General features: G+C 61.1%; 16 protein-coding genes. 12 read left to right on the top strand and 4 right to left on the bottom strand.

All coding sequences use genetic code 11. From position 1 onward, the window contains the following. The first annotated feature begins 35 nt into the window (after positions 1 to 35). From OVA07_RS12310 to OVA07_RS12300, 3 genes are read left to right on the top strand one after another with little or no spacing between them, the layout of a single operon-like run. Positions 36 to 1,541, top strand: a complete 1,506-nt coding sequence (locus tag OVA07_RS12310; RefSeq protein WP_268171715.1) for a tryptophan halogenase family protein — start codon at positions 36 to 38, stop codon at positions 1,539 to 1,541. Between the two features lie 17 nt (positions 1,542 to 1,558). Then, positions 1,559 to 2,914, top strand: a complete 1,356-nt coding sequence (locus OVA07_RS12305) for a putative 2OG-Fe(II) oxygenase (protein WP_268171714.1) — start codon at positions 1,559 to 1,561, stop codon at positions 2,912 to 2,914. Positions 2,915 to 2,925: 11 nt separating this feature from the next. After that, positions 2,926 to 4,251 carry a glycoside hydrolase family 32 protein gene (locus tag OVA07_RS12300; protein WP_268171713.1) on the top strand — a complete coding sequence of 442 codons (1,326 nt, stop codon included), beginning with the start codon at positions 2,926 to 2,928 and terminating at the stop codon, positions 4,249 to 4,251. Here the strand turns inward: OVA07_RS12300 and OVA07_RS12295 are convergent. Beyond that, on the bottom strand, positions 4,230 to 5,129 hold the full coding sequence (locus tag OVA07_RS12295) for an ROK family protein (protein ID WP_268171712.1): 900 nt from the start codon (positions 5,127 to 5,129) through the stop codon (positions 4,230 to 4,232). The genes OVA07_RS12300 and OVA07_RS12295 overlap by 22 nt on opposite strands. Before the next feature lie 209 nt (positions 5,130 to 5,338). Then, positions 5,339 to 6,373: a LacI family DNA-binding transcriptional regulator gene (locus OVA07_RS12290; RefSeq protein WP_268171710.1), complete on the bottom strand. Its 1,035-nt coding sequence runs from the start codon at positions 6,371 to 6,373 to the stop codon at positions 5,339 to 5,341. Between the two features lie 192 nt (positions 6,374 to 6,565). On the opposite strand from OVA07_RS12290, the gene OVA07_RS12285 reads away from it, so the two are divergent. The 7 genes from OVA07_RS12285 (at position 6,566) to OVA07_RS12255 (ending at position 16,313) form a co-directional block, all read left to right on the top strand. Beyond that, positions 6,566 to 8,200 carry an alpha-glucosidase gene (locus OVA07_RS12285; RefSeq protein ID WP_268171709.1) on the top strand — a complete coding sequence of 545 codons (1,635 nt, stop codon included), beginning with the start codon at positions 6,566 to 6,568 and terminating at the stop codon, positions 8,198 to 8,200. Continuing rightward, the gene (locus OVA07_RS12280) at positions 8,200 to 10,248 is read left to right on the top strand and encodes a glycoside hydrolase family 97 protein (protein ID WP_268171708.1); all 2,049 of its coding nucleotides are present in this window, start codon (positions 8,200 to 8,202) and stop codon (positions 10,246 to 10,248) included. Before OVA07_RS12285 ends, OVA07_RS12280 begins: the two co-directional genes overlap by 1 nt. Before the next feature lie 197 nt (positions 10,249 to 10,445). Further along, positions 10,446 to 11,894: a glucose-6-phosphate dehydrogenase gene (zwf, locus tag OVA07_RS12275; RefSeq protein WP_268171707.1), complete on the top strand. Its 1,449-nt coding sequence runs from the start codon at positions 10,446 to 10,448 to the stop codon at positions 11,892 to 11,894. Continuing rightward, positions 11,887 to 12,513: a 6-phosphogluconolactonase gene (locus tag OVA07_RS12270; protein WP_268171706.1), complete on the top strand. Its 627-nt coding sequence runs from the start codon at positions 11,887 to 11,889 to the stop codon at positions 12,511 to 12,513. Before zwf ends, OVA07_RS12270 begins: the two co-directional genes overlap by 8 nt. Next, positions 12,510 to 14,333, top strand: a complete 1,824-nt coding sequence (edd, locus tag OVA07_RS12265) for a phosphogluconate dehydratase (RefSeq protein ID WP_268171705.1) — start codon at positions 12,510 to 12,512, stop codon at positions 14,331 to 14,333. The genes OVA07_RS12270 and edd overlap by 4 nt, the downstream gene beginning before the upstream one ends. 40 nt (positions 14,334 to 14,373) lie before the next feature. Then, the gene (locus OVA07_RS12260) at positions 14,374 to 15,342 is read left to right on the top strand and encodes a glucokinase (RefSeq protein WP_268171704.1); all 969 of its coding nucleotides are present in this window, start codon (positions 14,374 to 14,376) and stop codon (positions 15,340 to 15,342) included. Between the two features lie 188 nt (positions 15,343 to 15,530). Further along, positions 15,531 to 16,313 carry an enoyl-CoA hydratase-related protein gene (locus OVA07_RS12255; RefSeq protein WP_268171703.1) on the top strand — a complete coding sequence of 261 codons (783 nt, stop codon included), beginning with the start codon at positions 15,531 to 15,533 and terminating at the stop codon, positions 16,311 to 16,313. Positions 16,314 to 16,331: 18 nt separating this feature from the next. On the opposite strand, the gene aroB is transcribed toward OVA07_RS12255, so the two are convergent. Both aroB and OVA07_RS12245 read right to left on the bottom strand, forming a co-directional pair. Further along, on the bottom strand, positions 16,332 to 17,441 hold the full coding sequence (aroB, locus tag OVA07_RS12250) for a 3-dehydroquinate synthase (RefSeq protein WP_268171701.1): 1,110 nt from the start codon (positions 17,439 to 17,441) through the stop codon (positions 16,332 to 16,334). Further along, positions 17,432 to 18,013, bottom strand: coding sequence for a shikimate kinase (locus OVA07_RS12245; protein WP_268171700.1), 582 nt, complete (start codon positions 18,011 to 18,013; stop codon positions 17,432 to 17,434). Before OVA07_RS12245 ends, aroB begins: the two co-directional genes overlap by 10 nt. Positions 18,014 to 18,098: 85 nt before the next feature. Between OVA07_RS12245 and OVA07_RS12240 the strand changes: the two genes are divergently transcribed. Continuing rightward, a complete protein-coding gene (locus OVA07_RS12240; protein ID WP_268171699.1) occupies positions 18,099 to 18,239 on the top strand; it encodes a hypothetical protein in 141 nt (46 codons plus the stop codon). Continuing rightward, positions 18,236 to 20,134 (top strand): hypothetical protein, encoded by a 1,899-nt coding sequence (locus tag OVA07_RS12235; RefSeq protein WP_268171698.1) that lies wholly within the window; start codon positions 18,236 to 18,238, stop codon positions 20,132 to 20,134. Before OVA07_RS12240 ends, OVA07_RS12235 begins: the two co-directional genes overlap by 4 nt.

Below are 20,134 nucleotides of genomic sequence, written 5' to 3'. Positions count from 1 at the left end.
TGCATGAAGCGGAATGGCCGTAGAGAGGGCAGTGCATGACAGGTTCCGACCAGATGATCCGTTCGGTCGCCATCATTGGCGGCGGCACCGCAGGCTGGATGACAGCAGCAGCGCTGGCGCAGGCCTTGCGCCACAACTGCACAATCACGCTGGTTGAATCCGATGACATCGGCACTGTAGGCGTTGGCGAAGCCACGATCCCGCCGATCCGCACCTTCAACGAAACACTCCAGATTGATGAGCGTGAATTTGTCCGCAAAACACAGGGCACGTTCAAGCTCGGTATCGAATTTGTCGACTGGGCAAAGTTCGGCAACCGCTACTTCCACCCGTTCGGCCCCCATGGCCGCGCGTTCGACATGGTCAACCTGCACCACTACTGGCTGCGCGCGCGTGATGCGGGTGACGATGCGCCGCTGGACGATCATTCAATGGCATGGGCACTGGCCAAGCAGAACCGCTTCGCCCCGCCCATGCCCAATCAGCGCAATGTCCTGTCCACTTACGATTACGCCTATCATTTCGATGCGGGCCTCTATGCCCGCTTCCTGCGCGAATATTCCGAAGCCAAAGGCGTCATGCGCATCGAAGGCAAGGTCGCCAGCGTGCAGCAGCATGCGCAGACCGGTTTCGTCATGGGCGTCACGCTGGAAGATGCGCGCAGCATCGAAGCAGATCTGTTCATCGATTGCTCCGGCTTTCGCGGACTGTTGATCGAAGGTGCTCTGCAGGCAGGTTACGAAGACTGGACCCACTGGCTACCGTGCGACCGGGCCATGGCGGTACCTTGCGAAAATGCCTATCCGTTAACGCCTTACACCCGCTCCACCGCGCGCGAGGCAGGTTGGCAGTGGCGCATCCCGTTGCAGCATCGCACCGGCAACGGCTACGTCTTTTGCAGCCAGTTCCTGTCCGAAGACCAAGCTGCGGAAAAGCTGCTGTCCCGGCTCGACGGCAAGGCACTTGCCGACCCTCGCCCCTTGCGTTTCGTCACCGGTCGCCGCAAAAAGTTCTGGGACAAGAACGTCATCGCCATCGGCTTGTCCAGCGGGTTCATGGAACCACTGGAATCCACTTCGATCCATCTGATTCAGGCGGGCATCTCCAAACTGCTGGCGCTTTTCCCGGACCGTACTTTCGATCCCATCGTGATCGAGGAATACAACCGTATCGCCACCAGCGAATTTGAACGCATCCGCGACTTCATCATCCTGCACTACAAACTGACCACGCGCGATGATTCCGCATTGTGGCGTTATTGCGCGGCGATGGACATTCCCGACACGCTGGCGACCAAGATCGACCACTTCCGCCGCTATGGCCGCCTGGTCCAGCGCGATGCCGATCTGTTCGGCCCACCATCATGGCTGGCGGTTCATATCGGTCAGCACAACTTCCCCGAACGCACCGATCCGCTGGCGGATTATCGCGGCATCGATGGCCGCGAATGGCTGGCCAAGTTGCGCGCGGCGATGGCTCATGCTGCGCTGCAACAACCAACGCATGAAGGCTTCATCGCAGCAAACTGCAAGGCGGGATGACAGACGCGCAGTCCTTTTTGCAACGTGCCGTCGCGTTGCGCGAAATTCAGGACATGGACGGTGCCCTTCAGGCCATTCTTGATGCCGCCCGCCATGCGCCAGCGGACGCCAATGTCGCTTTAGGTGTCGCTCAGGTATCATTCGAATCCGGCCTCGATTCCGCTGATCTTTACGCCCGCGCCGCCCTGCTTTTGCCCGACAGACTGGACCTTCAACGCAGCCGGGCCAGCGCCTTGGCAGCCGAAGGCAGACTGGCGGAAGCCGAGGAATTACTTGAAGAATTACTCACCCGGTACCCTGCATGGATCGACGGCCACCGCTGCCTGTGCGGCCTTCGCGCCACTGCCGGACAGGCAGATTTCGCACGCAGCTTTCCCGCCAGCATAGAACGCGACCCCGGCAATTTCGGCCTGCGCATGGCATGGTTCCACACTCTTGCCACCGCCCGCCAATGGGACACTGCCCGCGCCGTAATCGCCGATGCCGAAGCGCATCTGGGAGAACGACAGGCTTCCGTTCTGGGCAAGCTGTTGATCGCCAGCGAAAGCGGGGAAAAATCTGATAATCCAGCGCTTTTTGATGCCGTCGAACACGTTCAGGACGTCGGACTCGACTTGGCCCGCGTCCGCCATTTCCTGCGCGGCGGACAGATTGAACGCGCCCGCGACATCTGCACTCGCCACATGGGCCAGCCCACCATGCGCGCCTTCTGGTCCTACATCACGCTGGCCTGGCGACTGCTGGATGATTCACGCGCGCAGTGGCTGGATGGCGGGATGCGCTATGTCCGGGCTTATAATCTTGATTTAACGTCTGAAAATCTTTCAGAACTAGCAAACAGCTTGCGCCGTCTGCACACCACGCAGCAGCCTTATCATGAACAATCGGTCCGAGGCGGTACGCAAACCGAGCGCCCGCTTTTGCTGCGGATTGATCCGGTGATCGCCAATGTCCGGCGTAAGATCGAACAGGTGGTGCGCTGTTACATTGACGATCTGCCTGCCGCAGATCCAGCCCATCCGCTGCTCGCCGCGCCGCGTGAAAATTTCCTGTTTTCAGGTAGTTGGTCGGTTCACTTGCGCCCCGGTGGATACCATTCCGTCCACACGCATCCCATGGGCTGGATCAGTTCCGCGCTTTACATCACGGTGCCGGAAGCGTCGCAACTCGGCCCGCCACCTGCGGGCAACCTGCGCTTCGGCACACCGCCAGCCGAATTGAATCTGCCGCTGAAACCCTACGGGGAAATCACGCCAGAACCCGGCCGTCTTGCGCTGTTTCCGTCAACCATGTGGCACGGCACCGCCCCGTTTGCCGATGGCGAACGCATGACCATCGCGTTTGACGTGGTGCCCGCTCCGCCGCCCCGCTGAAAGGCCCTTAGATGCGCCCCGCCTATCATTATGCCCCCGCCGCCAACTGGCTCAGCGATCCCAATGGCCTGATCTGGCACGATGGCGAATGGCATATGTTCTATCAATATAATCCTCATGGCGAGGATTGGGGCCATATGTCGTGGGGCCATGCTGTCAGCAAAGACCTTGCCCAGTGGTGCGAACTGCCCGTTGCACTGGCGGAAGAAGACAACACCATGATTTTCTCAGGATCGGCGGTGATAGACTATGCCAACAGCGCCGGGTTTGGCGCAGACGCCATGGTGGCGATCTATACCGGCGCGCGGACGGACAGGCCGCACCAGTTTCAGGCGATCGCCAGCAGCACCGACCGTGGGCGCACGTTCACCAAGTTTTCCGGCAATCCTGTGCTGGACCGGAAGATGGCCGATTTCCGCGATCCCAGCGTGTTCTGGCATGAACCATTGCGGCAGTGGATTATGGCGGTTGTGCTTTCCGATGAAAACCGAGCGCTGATTTACAGCTCGCCCGATCTGAAAGACTGGCGTGAACTGTCCGAGGTTCCGCGCGACGATGCACCGGGGCATCTGTGGGAATGCCCCTATATGGTCGAACTGCCCATTGAAGGCAGTGACGAAACCCGCTGGTTGTTCAAGGTCGATGTGCTGTCAGGCGCGCCTGGATCAGGCTCGCTTTACCGCGTCGGTCAGTTCGATGGCGCCCGGTTCACGCCCGAAACCACATGGCTGGTGGCTGACCACGGCGATGAATTCTATGCCGCAATTGGCTGGCAGGAACCACGCGACAGCATGGGGCGACCGGTATGGGTCGGGTGGATGGGCAACCATGCGGTGCAGAAGCATCTGCCGAAGCAGGGCTGGCGTGGAGCGATGAGTCTACCGCGCCGCATGGGATTGCGCAGAATTGACGGACACCTGCGCCTTGTGCAGCAGATTGAACCTGCCTGCCGCGCCCTGTTCGACCAGAGCGAAACATTGCAGTTAGGAGAGGGTTGCCATCCCGTATCCGCAGCGTCCATGCTGCAACTATCCGGTCAAGCCGATACATGGCTGTCGTTGACGGACGATGCCGGGCGTTTAATCGATTGCCGGATTGTCAGTGGCCGCCTGACGGTGATACGGCGTGATCCCGTGACCCCGCAACTTGACCATGTGAGCACCATGGACATCACAGGTGGCGGAGTAGTGGAAATCTGGCTCGACCATGGCAGTATTGAAATTGTTGCGGATCGGGGAGCGGCCTGCCTCACATTGCAGCATTGCCTTTCCGGTGAGGCTTGGGCTTTGCGCGGCGACGGCGCTGCACGGGCGTTCTACATCCGCATAAGCGCCTGACGGCCCAGTTCGATGGCTCCGGTAATTCCAGCATCATCGCCAAGGCCGGGGGTGACGATGTAGCTTTTCAACCCGGCATCAAGGCGGGGATGCTGCACATAACCATTGAGCTTTTCCGCCGTGGCCACGCGAACGGCTTCGATCAGCCCCGGTGCCTTCATCACCCCGCCGCCAAAGATCAGCCGATCGGGCATGTGCAGCAGGACCAGCGTGCTGGCGAGATGGGCGATATAGTCCGCCACCAATTCCACTTCATCCTGCCCCAACTGGTCAAGGCTTCTGCCCCAGCGCCGTTCGATGGCTGGGCCACACGCCAGCCCTTCAAGGCAATCGTTATGGAACGGGCAGATGCCTGGGAAAGGATCGCGCGCACGGTCGTGCTGTGGAAGGATATGCCCGCTTTCGAAATGCGACAAACCCATCAGCGAGTGGCCATCCTGCACTATGCCGGTGCCAACGCCGGTGCCGATGGTGGTATAGGCGACGGTGCGACAACCTTGGCCTGCACCTGCCATCCATTCACCAATCGCCGCACCATTCACATCGGTATCCACCATGATTGGCGCGCCAAACCCTGACAGAGGATCATGAAAACGTGCGCCCGGCCAGCCCGGCTTGGGCGTGGTGGTAAAAGTGCCATACGCAGACGAGGCAGGATCGATATCGATGGGGCCGAAGCTGGCCACGCCAAACGCGGCGATGGCGCCATGCCGGGCGCTTTCTTCACGAAAAAACGCCTCCATCGCGGGCCACGTTTCGGCAGGGGTGTTGGTCGGCATGCGGGTACGGGCCAATACCTCACCCTCTGGCGTGGCAAGTGCCAGGACGAACTTGGTGCCGCCAGCTTCCACCGCGCCGATTAGTCCGCTTTTGCTCATGCTGAAATATCCTCTTGATCTTCGCGTTGGCGCAGCTTGAAAACTGCACCGTCAAGCACCGTTGGAAAATGCCGGAACTGCTGGCATTTGCCCCTGTGCGGAACGCCCATATGCGGCCATCTTGCGCGGCATAATTATCGATTGCAGGGTCTTACGTCGCAGAAACTTACGCCCTCTGCAATCGATGCGCATACGAATACCGCATCCGGTCAGCCGCCGCTGCTCGCGCGCGCTATCAGCCTTGCTGCCAACACGCGCGAGGCGTGAGGGCGGCTCTCCACTTGCGCCAGTAGGCAATCCACCAGCGCTTCGCCCGCAAGACGGGTGTCCTGCATGATCGTGGTCAGGGGTGGTGTGCTCAGGCTGGCTGCGGGAATATCGTCGAAACCGACCACGGCGACATCGTCCGGCACAGTCTGGCCTACTTCGGCCAGTGCGCGCATTGCACCGATGGCAATGAGGTCGCTGGCCGCAAATATTGCGTCGAACGGAAGTCCGGTTGCCTTGAGTTGGCGCGCACCGGCATATCCGCCATTTTCGCCGGACACCGTATTGACCAGCAACGCGCGGTCCGGTGCTATTCCTCCGGCAAGCATGGCGGCTTCCAGTCCAGCATGGCGTTGTTCGACTTCGGGGTGCTGCGAATCCACTTCTCCCAGAAAAGCAATGCGCTTGCGCCCGCGCGCCAGCAGGTGTTCGCCGGCAAGGCGCCCTGCGCCGAAATTGTCGGACCCTATCGTCGCACCGATAGGGTCATTGTCCGCTTGCCCCCAGCGCACGAAATGCGTGCCTGCCCGCACCAGTTGCCGCAAGCGCGGTTTGGAGAGAGGGCAATCGTCATAGCCCAGCAGAATAAGCCCGTCGGCCCGGTGGTTATCCTGATAAGATTTGTGCCAGTCGTCATCCTGTTTCTGAAACGAGATCAGCAGGTCCTGTCCTCGATTTGCGCAGTGCCTGATGATGGATCCCAGCATGCCGAGGAGGAACGGGTTAATGTTCGCTTCACCCGCCGTCGGTTCTTCAAAAAGCAGTAGGGCCAGCGTGTTAGATCGCTGTGAACGCAGTAGTGAGGCGCCCTTGTCGATCGTATAGTCCAACTGCCGGGCAATCGCTTCGATCTTCTGCCGGGTGGCAAGGCTTACCGATTTGCTGCCGCGTAGAGCGCGGCTGACGGTGGGTTGCGAAACGCCTGCAAGATAGGCGATGTCGAAACTGGTCGGCTTGTTGGACGGCCTACGCCCCATGCTCCGTTTCCTCCCGCCGCCCGGTGTGGTCCCGTGGTCGACGCGGCTGAGTGTATGCCTGAAGTGCGGGTCATGCAATTGGTGCCGGGGCTGGCTGGACAGCCCCTGTTCGACGGCGTTCGATCTTGCTTGATCTTCGCGTCTTTGGCAGCGCTATCTGCCGTGTCGATCCCTCCCCGGAAACCTGCCCTGATGACAAATCCTGAAACGCACCTAAACGCACCTCAAGCGCACCAGTCGTCCCCGTGGTGGCGCGGAGCGGCCATTTATCAGATCTACCCGCGCAGTTTCTGTGATTCCAACGGTGATGGCATTGGCGACCTGCCAGGCATCACGTCGCGGCTTGACCATGTTGCGCGGCTTGGCGTGGATGCGATCTGGATTTCGCCCTTCTTCACATCACCCATGCGCGACTTTGGTTATGACGTGGCGGACTATTGCGGGGTCGATCCGATCTTCGGCTCGCTGGAGGATTTCGACGCGCTGGTCACCCGCGCGCACGAGCTGGGGCTGAAGGTTACCATCGATCAGGTTTATGCCCACACGTCTGACCTGCACCCGTGGTTTGTGGAAAGCCGGCAGGATCGGGACAATCCGAAAGCGGATTGGTATGTCTGGGCCGATCCCAAGGCGGATGGGTCACCGCCGTCAAACTGGCAATCGGTGTTCGGCGGCCCGGCATGGACGTGGGATGCGCGGCGGCGGCAATATTTTCTGCACAATTTCCTGTCCAGCCAGCCGCAGATGAATGCGCACAATCCTGATGTGCAGGAGGCGCTGCTGGGGGTGATGAAGTTCTGGCTGGATCGGGGTGTGGACGGGTTCCGTCTCGATGCGCTGAATTTCCTGATGCACGACGTGACCCTGCGCGACAATCCGCCTGCGCCCGATGATGGCCGCCGCAAAACGCGGCCTTTCGACTACCAGTTGAAGATCTACAACCAGTCGCACCCGGACATTATCGGGTTCATCCGGCGGGTGCGGAACCTGTGCGATGACTATGGCGCGGTGTTCACCGTGGCCGAAGTGGGGGGCGATCTGGCCGAGACGGAGATGAAGGCCTTCACTGCGGGCGAGCAGCACCTGAACAGCGCCTATGGCTTCGATTTCCTGTATGCCGACAAGCTGACGCCGCAGTTTGTGCAGCAGGCGGTGGCCAAGTGGCCCGATGAGCCGGGGCTGGGTTGGCCAAGTTGGGCCTTTGAAAACCACGATGCCCCGCGCGCGCTTTCGCGCTGGTGTGTGCCCGAAGATCGCGAGGCTTTTGGCCGGCTGAAAGCCATGCTGTTCGCATCGTTGCGCGGCAATATCATCGTCTATCAGGGCGAGGAACTGGGGTTGACGCAAGTCGATATCCCGTTTGAAATGCTGCAAGATCCCGAAGCCATTGCCAACTGGCCGCTGACGCTTTCGCGCGATGGTGCGCGCACGCCGATGCCGTGGATGGTGCAATCGGGTGAGGGCGGGTTCACTACTGGGGCGCCCTGGTTGCCGCTGGGGGAAGAGAACCTGTCGCGCGGGGTGGACAGGCAGGAAGCCGATCCGCAATCGCTGCTGAACCTGACCACCCACCTGTTGCGCTTGCGCCGCAATAATCCCGCCCTGCGCGTTGGCAGCTTTGAAGTGCTTCATGCAGACGAATGCCTACTTGCGATCCGCCGCACATCAGGTAAACAATCGATTGCAGGATTGTTCAACCTGTCATCCCACCCGGCAGTCTGGCCCGAAGGGCTGGTGCGGGAAGGAAGCGAAATCGCGTCGGTCAACGGCGCAGGAAAAGGACAGCTTCCGCCATTTGGCGCGGTGTTGATCGAAGAGAGGATCTGATGCGGAATCTTCTGGCTTATGCAGCGCCGCTGGCGCTGACCCTTTCGTGCGCCTTTGCGACTCCTGTTCTGGCAGAAGCGGTAACGGCTTCGTCACCTGACGGCAGCCTTGTTCTGTCGGTCACCACCGACAACGACGGGCATCCGCTTTACAGCCTGACCCGCAAGGGCAAGCTGCTGATCGGATCATCGATGCTGGGCTTCATTGTCAGCGATGGCGCGACAATGCAGCGCGGGCAGAAGATCGTCGGATCGGAAAAGGCCAGCGCCAAGGAAACGTGGGAGCAGCCTTGGGGTGAGCGCCGGTTTGTGACCGATGACCACAACGAACTGCTGGTGAAGTTCGAACAGAGCGCCGACTGGGGCGCGCGGCGCATGAACGTGCGTTTCCGCCTGTTCAATGATGGTTTCGGCTTGCGGTACGAACTGCCCGAACAGGGCGCGATGAAAGTGATGAAGATTGCGGACGAACTAACCGAGTTCGCCGTGGCGCAGAACGGCACCGCATGGTGGATTCCGGGCGGCGAATGGAACCGCTACGAACAGGTCTATCAAAAGACCGCAATCGACGGCGTTTCCACCGCGCATACGCCGATCACCATGAAGCTGGCTGATGGCACGCATCTGGCGTTCCATGAAGCGGCGCTGGTGGATTATTCGGCCATGTGGCTGAAGCGGCAGACGGGTACATCTTTTCGCGCCACCCTTTCGCCATCGGGCAATGGCCCGAAGGTGACGCGGACGCTGCCGTTCAACACGCCATGGCGGACAGTGCGCATTGCCGACAGCGCCAAGGGGCTGGTCGAGAACGATCTGGAGCTGAACCTCAACGAGCCGAACAAGATCGGCGATGTGTCTTACGTGAAACCGATGAAATACATCGGCATCTGGTGGGGCATGATCCGGGGGGACTGGTCGTGGGCCGAAGGTCCGACCCATGGTGCGACCACCGCCCGGACGAAGCAATATATCGACTTTGCCGCGAAGCACGGCTTTGGCGGGGTGCTGGTGGAAGGCTGGGACAAGGGCTGGAACGGCACCTGGTTCGGCAGTGGCAAGGACTTTTCCTATACCCAAGCTACGCCCGACTTCGATCTGGAAGCGGTGACGAAATATGGCGCAAGGAAAGGCGTCATGCTGATCGGCCACCACGAAACCGGCGGCAATATTGCCAACTATGAAGCGCAGCTTGAAGACGCGATGAAGCTGTATGACAAGCTCGGCGTGCGCGCGGTGAAGACAGGATATGTGGCCGATGCGGGCGGTATTCTGGCTCCCGGCGATGCCCCCGGCACCTATCGCGCGGAATATCATGACGGGCAGCGGCAGGTGCAGCACCACTTGAAAGTGGTGGAAACCGCCGCCCGATATCGCATTTCCATCAACGCCCATGAACCGGTGAAGGATACGGGGCTGCGCCGCACGTATCCCAACTGGATCGACCGCGAAGGCGCACGCGGCATGGAATACAATGCGTGGGGCCAGTTCGCCAATGGGCCGGACCATGAACCCACGCTGGTCTATACCCGGATGTTGTCAGGTCCGATGGACTATACCCCCGGCATCCTGAGCCTTGAAGGCGCGAACAAGGTGCCGCTGGCATCGACGCTAGCCAAGCAGCTGGGGCTGTATCTTGGGATCTATTCACCCATCCAGATGGCGGCGGACTTTATCGAAAGCCTTGAGGCCCATCCCAAGGAACTGGCTTTTATCAAGCAGGTGCCCGCCGACTGGGCGGAAAGCCACCTGATTGCAGGGGAAGTGGGTGATTACGCAATCTTTGCCCGCAAGGACCGCAACAGTGCCGACTGGTATGTGGGCGGGGTAAACGATGCGACCGCGCGCAATGTGGCGCTGACGCTCGATTTCCTTGATCCGGGCAAGACCTATACGGCGACGATCTGGAAGGATGGGGAAGGGGCGACCTATGAAACCGAGGCGCGCCATCGCATTGCCTATGCCACGCTGAAGATGAAAAAGGGCGATGTTCTGCCGTCGTGGCTAGCGCCGGGCGGCGGGCTTGCGGTGCGGTTGCAGCCGGGGAAGTAACACCAAATCGGCAAGCCGGGATTGCGCATTGCCATGGTGCGATGCACAATCCCGCAGGGCCAGTTCTTCCCGTGCATAGCTATCCTGCATACTTATGCGCTCTGAACAGGTCGAAGATTAGGGTCTAGGGCGGTCCCGACAGGCAAGTGCTGCACGGATAGCCGCCCGGCCGCATTTGCCAGAGGGAGATTTCGCCGATGATCGAGTCAAGCTGTTCGGCCCTGCTGCTGTTCGGCGCCACCGGCGACCTTTCGCGCCGGATGCTGCTGCCATCGCTTTATGCACTGCATGAAGATGAACTGATCCGCCCGGATCTGCGCATCGTCGGTACGGCACGATCTGATCTGGACGATGCCGGTTTCCGCGACTTCGCGCGTGAGGCGCTGGCCGAATTTCTGCCTGAAGACCGCAAAGATGAAGTGAAGCTGGCCAGCTTTCTTGAACGGCTTGAATATCAGACGCTGGACGCATCGAACATCGATGGCTTTGGCGATCTGGCCAAGAAGCTGGGCGATACGTCGTGCGGGTTGTCTATATTCCTGTCCACTGCGCCGTTCCTTTTTGAACCGACAATCGAAGGATTGCGCCGCGCGGGCCTTGCGCATGGCAACGTGCGCATCGGTCTGGAAAAGCCGCTGGGCAATGATCTGGCGTCGTCCACCCGCATCAACGATGCGGTGGCCGCAGCCTTTGCCGAGGAACAGATTTTCCGCATCGATCATTACCTTGGCAAGGAGACGGTGCAGAACCTGATGGCCTTGCGCTTTGCCAACATGATGTTCGAACCGCTGTGGAATTCCGGCGGCATTGACCATGTGCAGATCACGGTTAGCGAAACCGTGGGTCTGGAAGGCCGCAAGGGCTTTTACGACGACACTGGCGCGTTGCGCGATATGGTGCAGAACCACATGCTGCAATTGCTGGCGCTGACCGCGATGGAACCGCCTGCCAGCCTTGATGCCACGTCAATCCGTGATGAAAAGGTCAAGGTATTGCGTGCGCTGCGCCCGGTGAGGGCGGACGAAATGGTGCGCGGACAGTATCGCACAGGCGCGGTGAAGGGCGCTTCGGTCAGCGGTTATCAGGACGATCTGGGAGCGGCTTCGGACACCGAGACATTCGTGGCGATCAAAGCCCATGTCGACAACTGGCGCTGGACCGGGGTTCCGTTCTACCTGCGCACAGGCAAGCGCATGGCCGAACGCCGCAGCGAGATTGTGGTGGAATTCAAGCAGGTTCCGCACAACGTCTTTGCCGAGCGTGGCGGAAAGCTGCGCGCGAATCGTCTGGTGATCCGCCTTCAGCCCGAAGAATACGTGCGCTTGCAGGTCATGGCCAAGGAGCCGGGGCTGGACCGTGGCGGCATCGTGCTACGCGAAGTCAACCTTGACCTGTCGCTGACCACTGCCTTTGCCAAGGCGCGCCGCCGCATTGCCTATGAACGCCTGCTGCTGGACCTGATCGAAAGCGAACAGACCCTGTTCGTGCGCCGTGACGAGGTTGAGGCGCAGTGGCGCTGGGTGGATGGTATCCGCAAAGCCTGGGCCGACAATGACATGGAAGCCAAGCCTTATGCCGCCGGAAGCTGGGGGCCGAATGCTGGTATCGCGCTGACCGAGCGCGATGGGAGAAGCTGGAATGACTGACCTTTCTCCCGTTGTCGTAAGCTGGGCCGATCCCGGCGATGCGGCGGCGGTGGCCGATCATATCGCGCGCGTGGTGTCTGCCAGCGGTGACAAGCGCATAGCGTTTACGGGTGGGTCAACGCCTATCAAAGTGCTGGCGCTGTTGAAGGATCAGCCGCTGGACTGGGCGAGCGTGACCATTGGCCTGACCGATGACCGGCGCGTGGCGGACGATCATCCAGCTAGCAATTTCGGCAAGATTCACGGCGCGCTGGGGGCATCGGGCGCGAAGTTTGAACGGCTTGAGGAAGGTGCTGCGGTTGCGCCTTTTGATCTGGTGTGGCTGGGCATGGGTGAAGATGGCCACGTTGCATCGCTGTTCCCGCACATGAACGCGCTGGTCCGGCCCGGCCCGACGGTGATTGCGACAACGCCGATACCGCTGCCGCCAGAAGCGCCGTTTGACCGGCTGACCTTGAATCGCAAGGCGTTGAAGGCGGCCAAGGAGATTATCCTCGTCGTCACCGGCGCGTCGAAGAAGGCGCTGCTGGAACAGGTGCTGGCGGGTGACGACAGCTACCCCGTTGCCGATTTTCTGTGCGGCTATGGTCCGCCGGTCACGATTTACTGGAGCGAATGATGGCCCTGAACCCTGTTGTCGCGCGCGTTACGCAGCGCATTATCGAACGGTCTGCCAAGACCCGCGCCGCCTATCTCGACATGATCGCGCGGGCGAAGGACAACGGGCTTAACCGGCCCCAGCTTTCGTGCGGGAACCTTGCCCACGGCTTTGCCGCTTCGGGTGAGGACAAGGGCGTGATCCGGGCTGGCAAGGCGATGAACATCGGCATCATCACCGCCTATAACGATATGCTGTCGGCGCATCAGCCCTATGGCCGCTATCCCGAACAGATCAAGATCTTCGCCCGCGAAGTGGGTGCGACGGCACAAGTCGCGGGCGGTGTTCCGGCCATGTGCGACGGCGTGACGCAGGGGCAGGATTCGATGGAACTGTCGCTGTTCAGCCGCGACGTGATCGCCATGGCGGCAACGGTGGGCCTTTCTCACGCGATGTTCGAAGGCGCGCTGCTACTGGGCATCTGCGACAAGATCGTGCCGGGGCTGCTGATCGGATCGTTGCGCTTTGGCCATCTGCCGATCATCCTTGTGCCCGCAGGCCCGATGCCAACCGGCCTTGCCAACAAGGAAAAGGTGCGCATCCGCCAGCTTTATGCCGAGGGCAAGGTGGGACGTGACGAACTGCTGGAAAGCGAAAGCGCCAGCTATCATTCAGCGGGCACCTGCACGTTTTACGGCACGGCCAATTCGAACCAGATGATGATGGAGATGATGGGGCTGCACATGCCCGGCTCCAGCTTTGTTCTGCCCGGCACCAAGATTCGCCAGGAACTGACCCGCGCGGCAACGCACCGCATCGCGCAGATCGGTTGGGATGGCGACGATTATCGCCCGCTGGGCCAGTGCGTGGATGAAAAGGCCATCGTCAACGCCATCGTCGGCCTGCTGGCAACGGGCGGATCGACCAATCATGTGATCCATCTGCCCGCCATTGCGCGCGCGGCCGGCGTGCAGATCGACTGGGACGACATGGACGAACTGTCGCGCGTGGTGCCGCTGATCGCCAGCGTCTATCCCAATGGCGCGGGCGACGTGAACTACTTCGCGTCGGCGGGCGGGATGCCCTATGTCATTCGCGAACTGATCGGTTCGGGTCTTGCCCATGCAGATATCCGCACTGTCTATGGCGCTTCGCTGGCCGAAGGTGCGCAGCAGCCGGTAATGGATGGCGATACACTGACGTGGCAGCCTGCGCCGGAAGTTTCGGGCGACGATGCGATGCTGCGGCCGGTGTCCGCGCCGTTTCAGGCAGAGGGCGGTTTCCGCCTGCTGAAAGGCAATCTGGGGCGGGGCACGATCAAGGTCAGTGCCGTCGATCCGTCGCGCTGGACAATTGAGGCACCGTGCCGGGTGTTCGAAGCGCAGAACGATGTGCTGGCAGCGTTCAAGGCAGGTGAGCTGGAGCGCGACGTGGTGGTGGTCGTGCGGTTTCAGGGACCGGGCGCGAACGGGATGCCCGAATTGCACAAACTGACGCCGCCGCTGGGCGTGTTGCAGGACCGGGGCTTCAAGGTGGCGCTGGTTACCGATGGGCGCATGTCGGGTGCTTCAGGCAAGGTGCCTGCCGCGATTCACGTTTCCCCCGAAGCCAAGCTGGGTGGGCCGCTGGCCAAACTGCGTGATGGCGATGTGGTGCGCGTTTGCGCAGAATCCGGCGCGCTGGAAGCGCTGGTGGACGCTGCAGAATGGGCTGCGCGTGAGGAAGCCATTGCGTCGGACAGCGCTGTCGGAGTAGGGCGGGAACTGTTCGCACTTATGCGGCAGCATTCCGACCCGGCAGAGCGTGGCGGTTCGGCAATGCTGGCGGCAGCAGGGCTGTAACGATGAGGCCCGGCTGAACGGGTCTGCGTTGGGGGATTCGATGCAAGTAGTTGCGGTGGATATTGGCGGAACGCACGCCCGCTTCGCCATTGCCGAAGTGGCCGAAGGGCGCGTGATCTCGCTCGGCAAGGAAGTGACGCTGAAGACCGCTGAACACGGCTCTTTCCAACTGGCGTGGGAAGAGTTCGGACGGACAGTGGGCGCTCCCCTGCCATCGGCAGCGGCGATTGCCGTGGCCGGGCCTGTTGGCGGCGAGGTTATCAAGTTCACCAACAATCCGTGGATCATCCGCCCTGCGCTGATCCCTGAAAAGCTGGGCGCGACCGATTACGTCGTGGTCAACGATTTCGCCGCTGTCGCCCATGCTGTGGCACAGGCCGATGACGATCATTTTATCCACCTGTCCGGACCGGACGAAGCGCTGCCTGAAAACGGCGTGGTCAGTGTTGTCGGCCCCGGCACCGGACTGGGCGTGGCGCAATTGTGGCGTCACGGCGGCGGCTATCATGTGCAGCCGACTGAAGGCGGGCATATCGATTATGCCCCGCTCGACGCGATTGAGGACGCGATTCTAGCAGGCCTGCGCAAACGTCACCGCCGCGTGTCGGTGGAACGTGTAGTGGCTGGGCCGGGCATCGTCGATATCTATGAAGCGCTGGCCCACCTGAACCATCGCCCGTTTACCCCGCGCACCGACCGCGAGCTGTGGCAGCTTGGCACTTCGGGCGAAGACAGTCTTGCCGCGGCTGCTGTTGATCGTTTTTGCCTGTCGCTGGGGAGTGTTGCAGGCGATTTGGCACTGGCACATGGCGCGACCGCCGTGGTCATGGCAGGCGGGCTGGGCCTGCGGATCAAGGACACGCTGGTCCGTTCAGGCTTTGCTGACAGGTTCCGCGCCAAGGGGCGGTTTGAAAACCTGATGGGAGCGATCCCGGTCAAGCTGATTACCCATCCGCAACCGGGCCTGTTCGGCGCGGCGGCGGCCTTTGCCCAGGCCCATGCGTATTGATTTGATTTGCCTGTTCAAACTGCGAATAGTTTTTCGCCCCGCGTTGCCATAGCAGCGCGGGGCGTTTCATATCAGCAAGATGGCAGATGTTAATCGTTCGATTAAAATGTTGTGGATTTGCGTCAATAATGCGGCCATGCTGATGCCGAGCGACGCGCGAATGCGGCTTTGAAGGAGAGGTTTAGGCGATGGATTACGAAACCATTCTGGTTGAACGTGTTGGCGATGTTTTGAAGATCACGCTCAACCGCCCTGAACGCCTCAATGCTTGCCCGCCAAACATGGCCATCGAACTAGCCAATGCGGTGAACGATCTGGACGGCGCGCGCGCGGTGCTGATTACTGGGCAAGGCCGCGCATTCTGTTCGGGCGCAGATCTGGCTGCGCGCGGTGAACGCTCGATTGCGGGCGGTCGCGGTGCTTACACGGCGCTTACCCAGTCCTATAACCCGCTGATGCTGGCACTTTCGCGGCTGTCGGTGCCGGTGGTGACGGCGGTGAATGGCCCGGCGGCGGGCGTCGGTTGCTCCATCGCGCTAGCAGGCGATTTCGTTTTTGCATCACGTAGCGCCTATTTCTTGCAGGCTTTCGTCAATATCGGCCTTGTGCCCGACGGCGGCGCATCGTGGATGCTGACGCGCCTTGTGGGCAAGGCCCGCGCCACCGAAATGATGATGTTGGGTGAAAAGATCGGCGCGGAAAAGGCTGAAAACTGGGGCCTGATTTATAAGGCGGTGGATGACGCAGTGCTGATGGACGAAGCCATGGCGCTGGCGACACGTCTTGCCGCAGGGCCAACGGTCGCGCTGGGCACGATGCGCCAGAATTTGGCAAAAGCGCTTGAGGCCGATTATGCGAGCGCGCTGCTGATTGAAGCCGAAGGCCAGTGGGCAGCCGGTGACAGCGCCGACGCGGGCGAAGGCGCAAAGGCTTTCCTTGAAAAGCGGAAGCCCGCCTTTACCGGGAAATAATGGCGAAAAGGCGCGCGTTCAGGCGCGCGCCAGTTCCCGGTCAAGGAATGCGGCTACATCGTTCAGGTCGACATTCTTGGCAAGGAATGTCTGTCCGATGCCGCGCATAAGCAGGAAGGGCAAAGTGCCCGCGTCCATCTTTTTATCGTGCAGCATGTGACCGGCCAGCTTGCGCCCGTCGCAATCCATGCCAAGCGCGCCTAAGGTAGCCGGAAGGCCTACGCCGCGGATATGGGCGGCGATACGTTCGGCATCCTGCGCAGTCATCAACCCTTGCGCGGCTGAAAAGCGCGCGGCGAGCACCATGCCAAGGGCCACGCCTTCACCATGCAGCAGCCGGTCGGAAAAGCCGGTTTCCGCTTCCAGCGCGTGACCGAAGGTGTGCCCAAGGTTAAGCAGAGCGCGCACGCCCGCCGTTTCCTTTTCATCTGCCGCCACAATCCGCGCCTTGGCCGCAACGCTTTTGGCAATCGCGGTTTCGCGCAGGGCTTGATCGCCCGCCAGCAGCGCGTGTCCATGGGCTTCGCACCATTCGAAAAAGGGCGCGTCATCGATCAGGCCATATTTGACCACTTCTGCATAGCCTGCACGCACATCGCGCAAGGGCAGGGTATCGAGCGCCAGCGGATCGGCCAGCACCAACGCGGGCTGATGGAACGCGCCAACAAGGTTCTTGCCCGCTGGCGTGTTGATCGCGGTTTTGCCGCCGACACTGGAATCGACCTGAGCCAGCAGCGTGGTAGGAATCTGTATGAAGCCGCAGCCGCGCTTCACGATAGCCGCGGCAAAGCCGGTAAGGTCACCAATCACCCCACCGCCCAGCGCGACGATGCGGTCCTTGCGTTCCACTTCGCACGCCAACAGCCAGTCGACCACGCTGGCAAGATGGTCCCAGCTCTTGGTGCTTTCGCCCGCAGGCAGCACCAGCCATTCGGCTTTGATGCCCGCTGCATCGAACGAAGCGCCGACCGTGGCGCGCCACTGGTCCGCGACGTTTTCGTCAGTGATGACGGCAACCCGGTCTTTTTGCAGGAACGGGCGGCAATGTTCGCCCGCACAAGCCAGCAGCCCGGCTTCGATCCGCACATCATAGGGCGCGCCAGCGATGGCAACGGGGATTACAGCCATTCGTCAATTGCCTTCAGAATCTTGCAGGCGGTAACCTGATGAGGTTGTGCGCCGCTGATAATCTTGATTGGGGCCTGAGAATAGAACGGTTCACGTTCAGCCTTCAGACGGGCCAGAATTTCGCGCGGATTGCCGTCTTTCAGCAAAGGCCGGTTGTTTTTGCGGCCGACCCGTTCGACCAATGTATCAACATCGCTGTCGAGCCACACTGCGATGGCGTCATGCAGGATCAACGCGCGGGTGGCCGGATCGCAAAATGCGCCTCCGCCGGTGGACAAGACCTTGCGGTCGACAAAGTGCCCCCGGCCAATCAGCCGTGCGATCACCCGGCGTTCGCCATCACGGAAATAGGGTTCACCATATGTAGCAAAGATTTCTGGGATGGGCATGTGCGCCGCCCGTTCGATCTCTTCATCCGCATCGACAAAGGGTAGGTGGAGCATCGATGAAAGCTTGCGACCTACCGTGGTCTTACCCACGCCCATCATCCCCACCAGCACCAAAGGACGGTCGATCCGCCGTGCGATGCGGCCGATTTCGGTCAGGTTAAGAAGGGTGGCGTCTTGTTCCATTGCCGCGCCGCCTATACTTGCGCTAGTGCCGGTTGCAAGTATCGCTTCTTGGCGGTCGCACTGTTCCGGGGACCGGATGCGCGTGATGAAGAAAATTGCCGTGGTTGGCGTGGGTATGCTGGCTGCAATTCTTGTAGTGGCTTGGATCAAGGGTGGGACGCAGCCGATGCAGTGGATCGAACAGCCGGTAAGCGTGCCGTCAGGACGGACCGAGGCCGCTCGATGATCCGAGCAAGACAAGTTCTGCTGGCTGGCGTTGCAGTGCTGGCGTGCGTTTCGGGAACACTGGTGGCGCAGGAATCGCTGCTGCCGCCTGGTTTCGATAATGCGCCTGCACGACCTGCCGCATCCCGCCCGACAACTGCGGCGCAGCGTTCGGCATCGCCTGCACCAGCACCATCGCGCAGTGCATCGGCCACCGTTTCTACACCTCCAACGCCCAGTGCCACGGCATCCCCGGTGGTTCAGCCTCTGCCGTCAGGCGTTGGCCCAGTGGCAACGGGCGGTGGGGGTATCAGCGATCAGGCGCTGCTTGATTCGCTTGATCCTGCCTTGCTGGAAAAACTTATCCAATCCGCCCATCCCAAATTCGACATTCCGCCTGCTGGCCAGCGCAGCACCGATATTGTCGGGGTTATGGCTGAAAGCGACGGCGGTTTTCCGGTTGGTTCGACGCACTATCTCAACGGAGCGTTCGTTGATGGGGTGATCGGCAAAAACCGTGGTCGATTCGTATCGCGCTGGGGCCATATTCTTGCGCGGCGGGCGCTGGTCAGCCGCCTGGCAACACCGGTTGGCATGAAAGGCGCAGACTGGGCTGCCATCCGCGCGCAATTGCTGCTGCGCATGGGCGAAGCTGATGCCGCGCGGGCGGTGGTGCAATCTGTCGACAGCGGCAATTTTACGCCCAAGCTGGAAGATGCCGCGATGGCCAGCTTCCTTGCCACGGCTGATCCGGTGGGCTTGTGCCCTATCACCGCACTGACTGCAGCAAGCCGTCCGGGTTGGGACTGGGAGCTTTCGCGCGCTATCTGTTCGGCCTTTTCCGATCAGGGTTCATCGGCCATGGCCCAGCTCGACCGTGCCCTACGGCGTGGCACCGGCAGCAAAGTCGACATCTTGCTGGCGCAGAAATTTGCAGGCGCGGCTACCAACACACGCCGCGCGGTAAAGATTGAATGGGACGATGTTGATACGCTGACGCCATGGAGCATCGGCATGTCTTTTGCGACCGGGCTTGAGCCGCCGCAAACGCTGCGAACAAAGGCAGGTGCGAGTTATGCTTTGCTGGCGTCACGCGCGCCCATGTTACCGCTGGAATCGCGGGCAGCCGCGGCAGATGTTGCAGCGGGCCGGGGGCTGCTTTCAGCCAGCGCCATGGTCGATCTGTACAGCCAGCTTTATGCTTTGCGCGGGGCAGATGGCACATCGAACGGGCCGGATGAATGGATGCAGCGCGCTGAAACGCTGCGCACCGCATATGTCGCGCCCGAAGCTGCGGCACGACTGGACGCAATCCGTGCGTTGTGGGGCGATGGCAGCAATCCTGATCGCGCCTATTCAGGCTTGGTGCTGACGTCATTTGCCGCAGCGCGGGTGCTGCCCAGCGAAGAGGCAGCCGATAGCGCGCCATCGCTGATCGCATCAATGTTGACCGCAGGACTTGATCGCAATGCGTTGAAATGGGCGCCTTTCCTGCCAGTGGGCAGCGAAGGCTGGGGGCTGGTGGTGCTGGCTAATCCTGGACGCGCCAATCCGGTGGGCAGTGAAGGGCTTGGCGCATTTTCCAGTGATGACGATTCCGAAGATTCGCTGCGGTCAAAGTTCCTTCTGGCAGGCCTGATGGGGCTTGACCGGGTGGATGGGGCCGCCGCGCGCGATATGGCGGGCAAGCTGAATGTCGATTTCAACCGGCAAACCCGCTGGACGCGCGCGATCAACGATGCGGCGCAATCGGGCAATCCGGCTCTGGTGTCGATGCTGGCTGCATTTGGCATGCAAGGCGAACGCTGGGACCGGATGACGCCACTGCATCTTTATCACATCGTTTCGGCGCTGCGCCGCGTCGGGCTGGATGCCGAAGCGCGGATGATTGCCGCCGAAGCGGTGGCTCGCGTCTGA

The organism is Novosphingobium sp. SL115 (assembly GCF_026672515.1).
Lineage (GTDB): Bacteria > Pseudomonadota > Alphaproteobacteria > Sphingomonadales > Sphingomonadaceae > Novosphingobium.
This window is presented reverse-complemented; position numbering and strand designations above follow the sequence as displayed.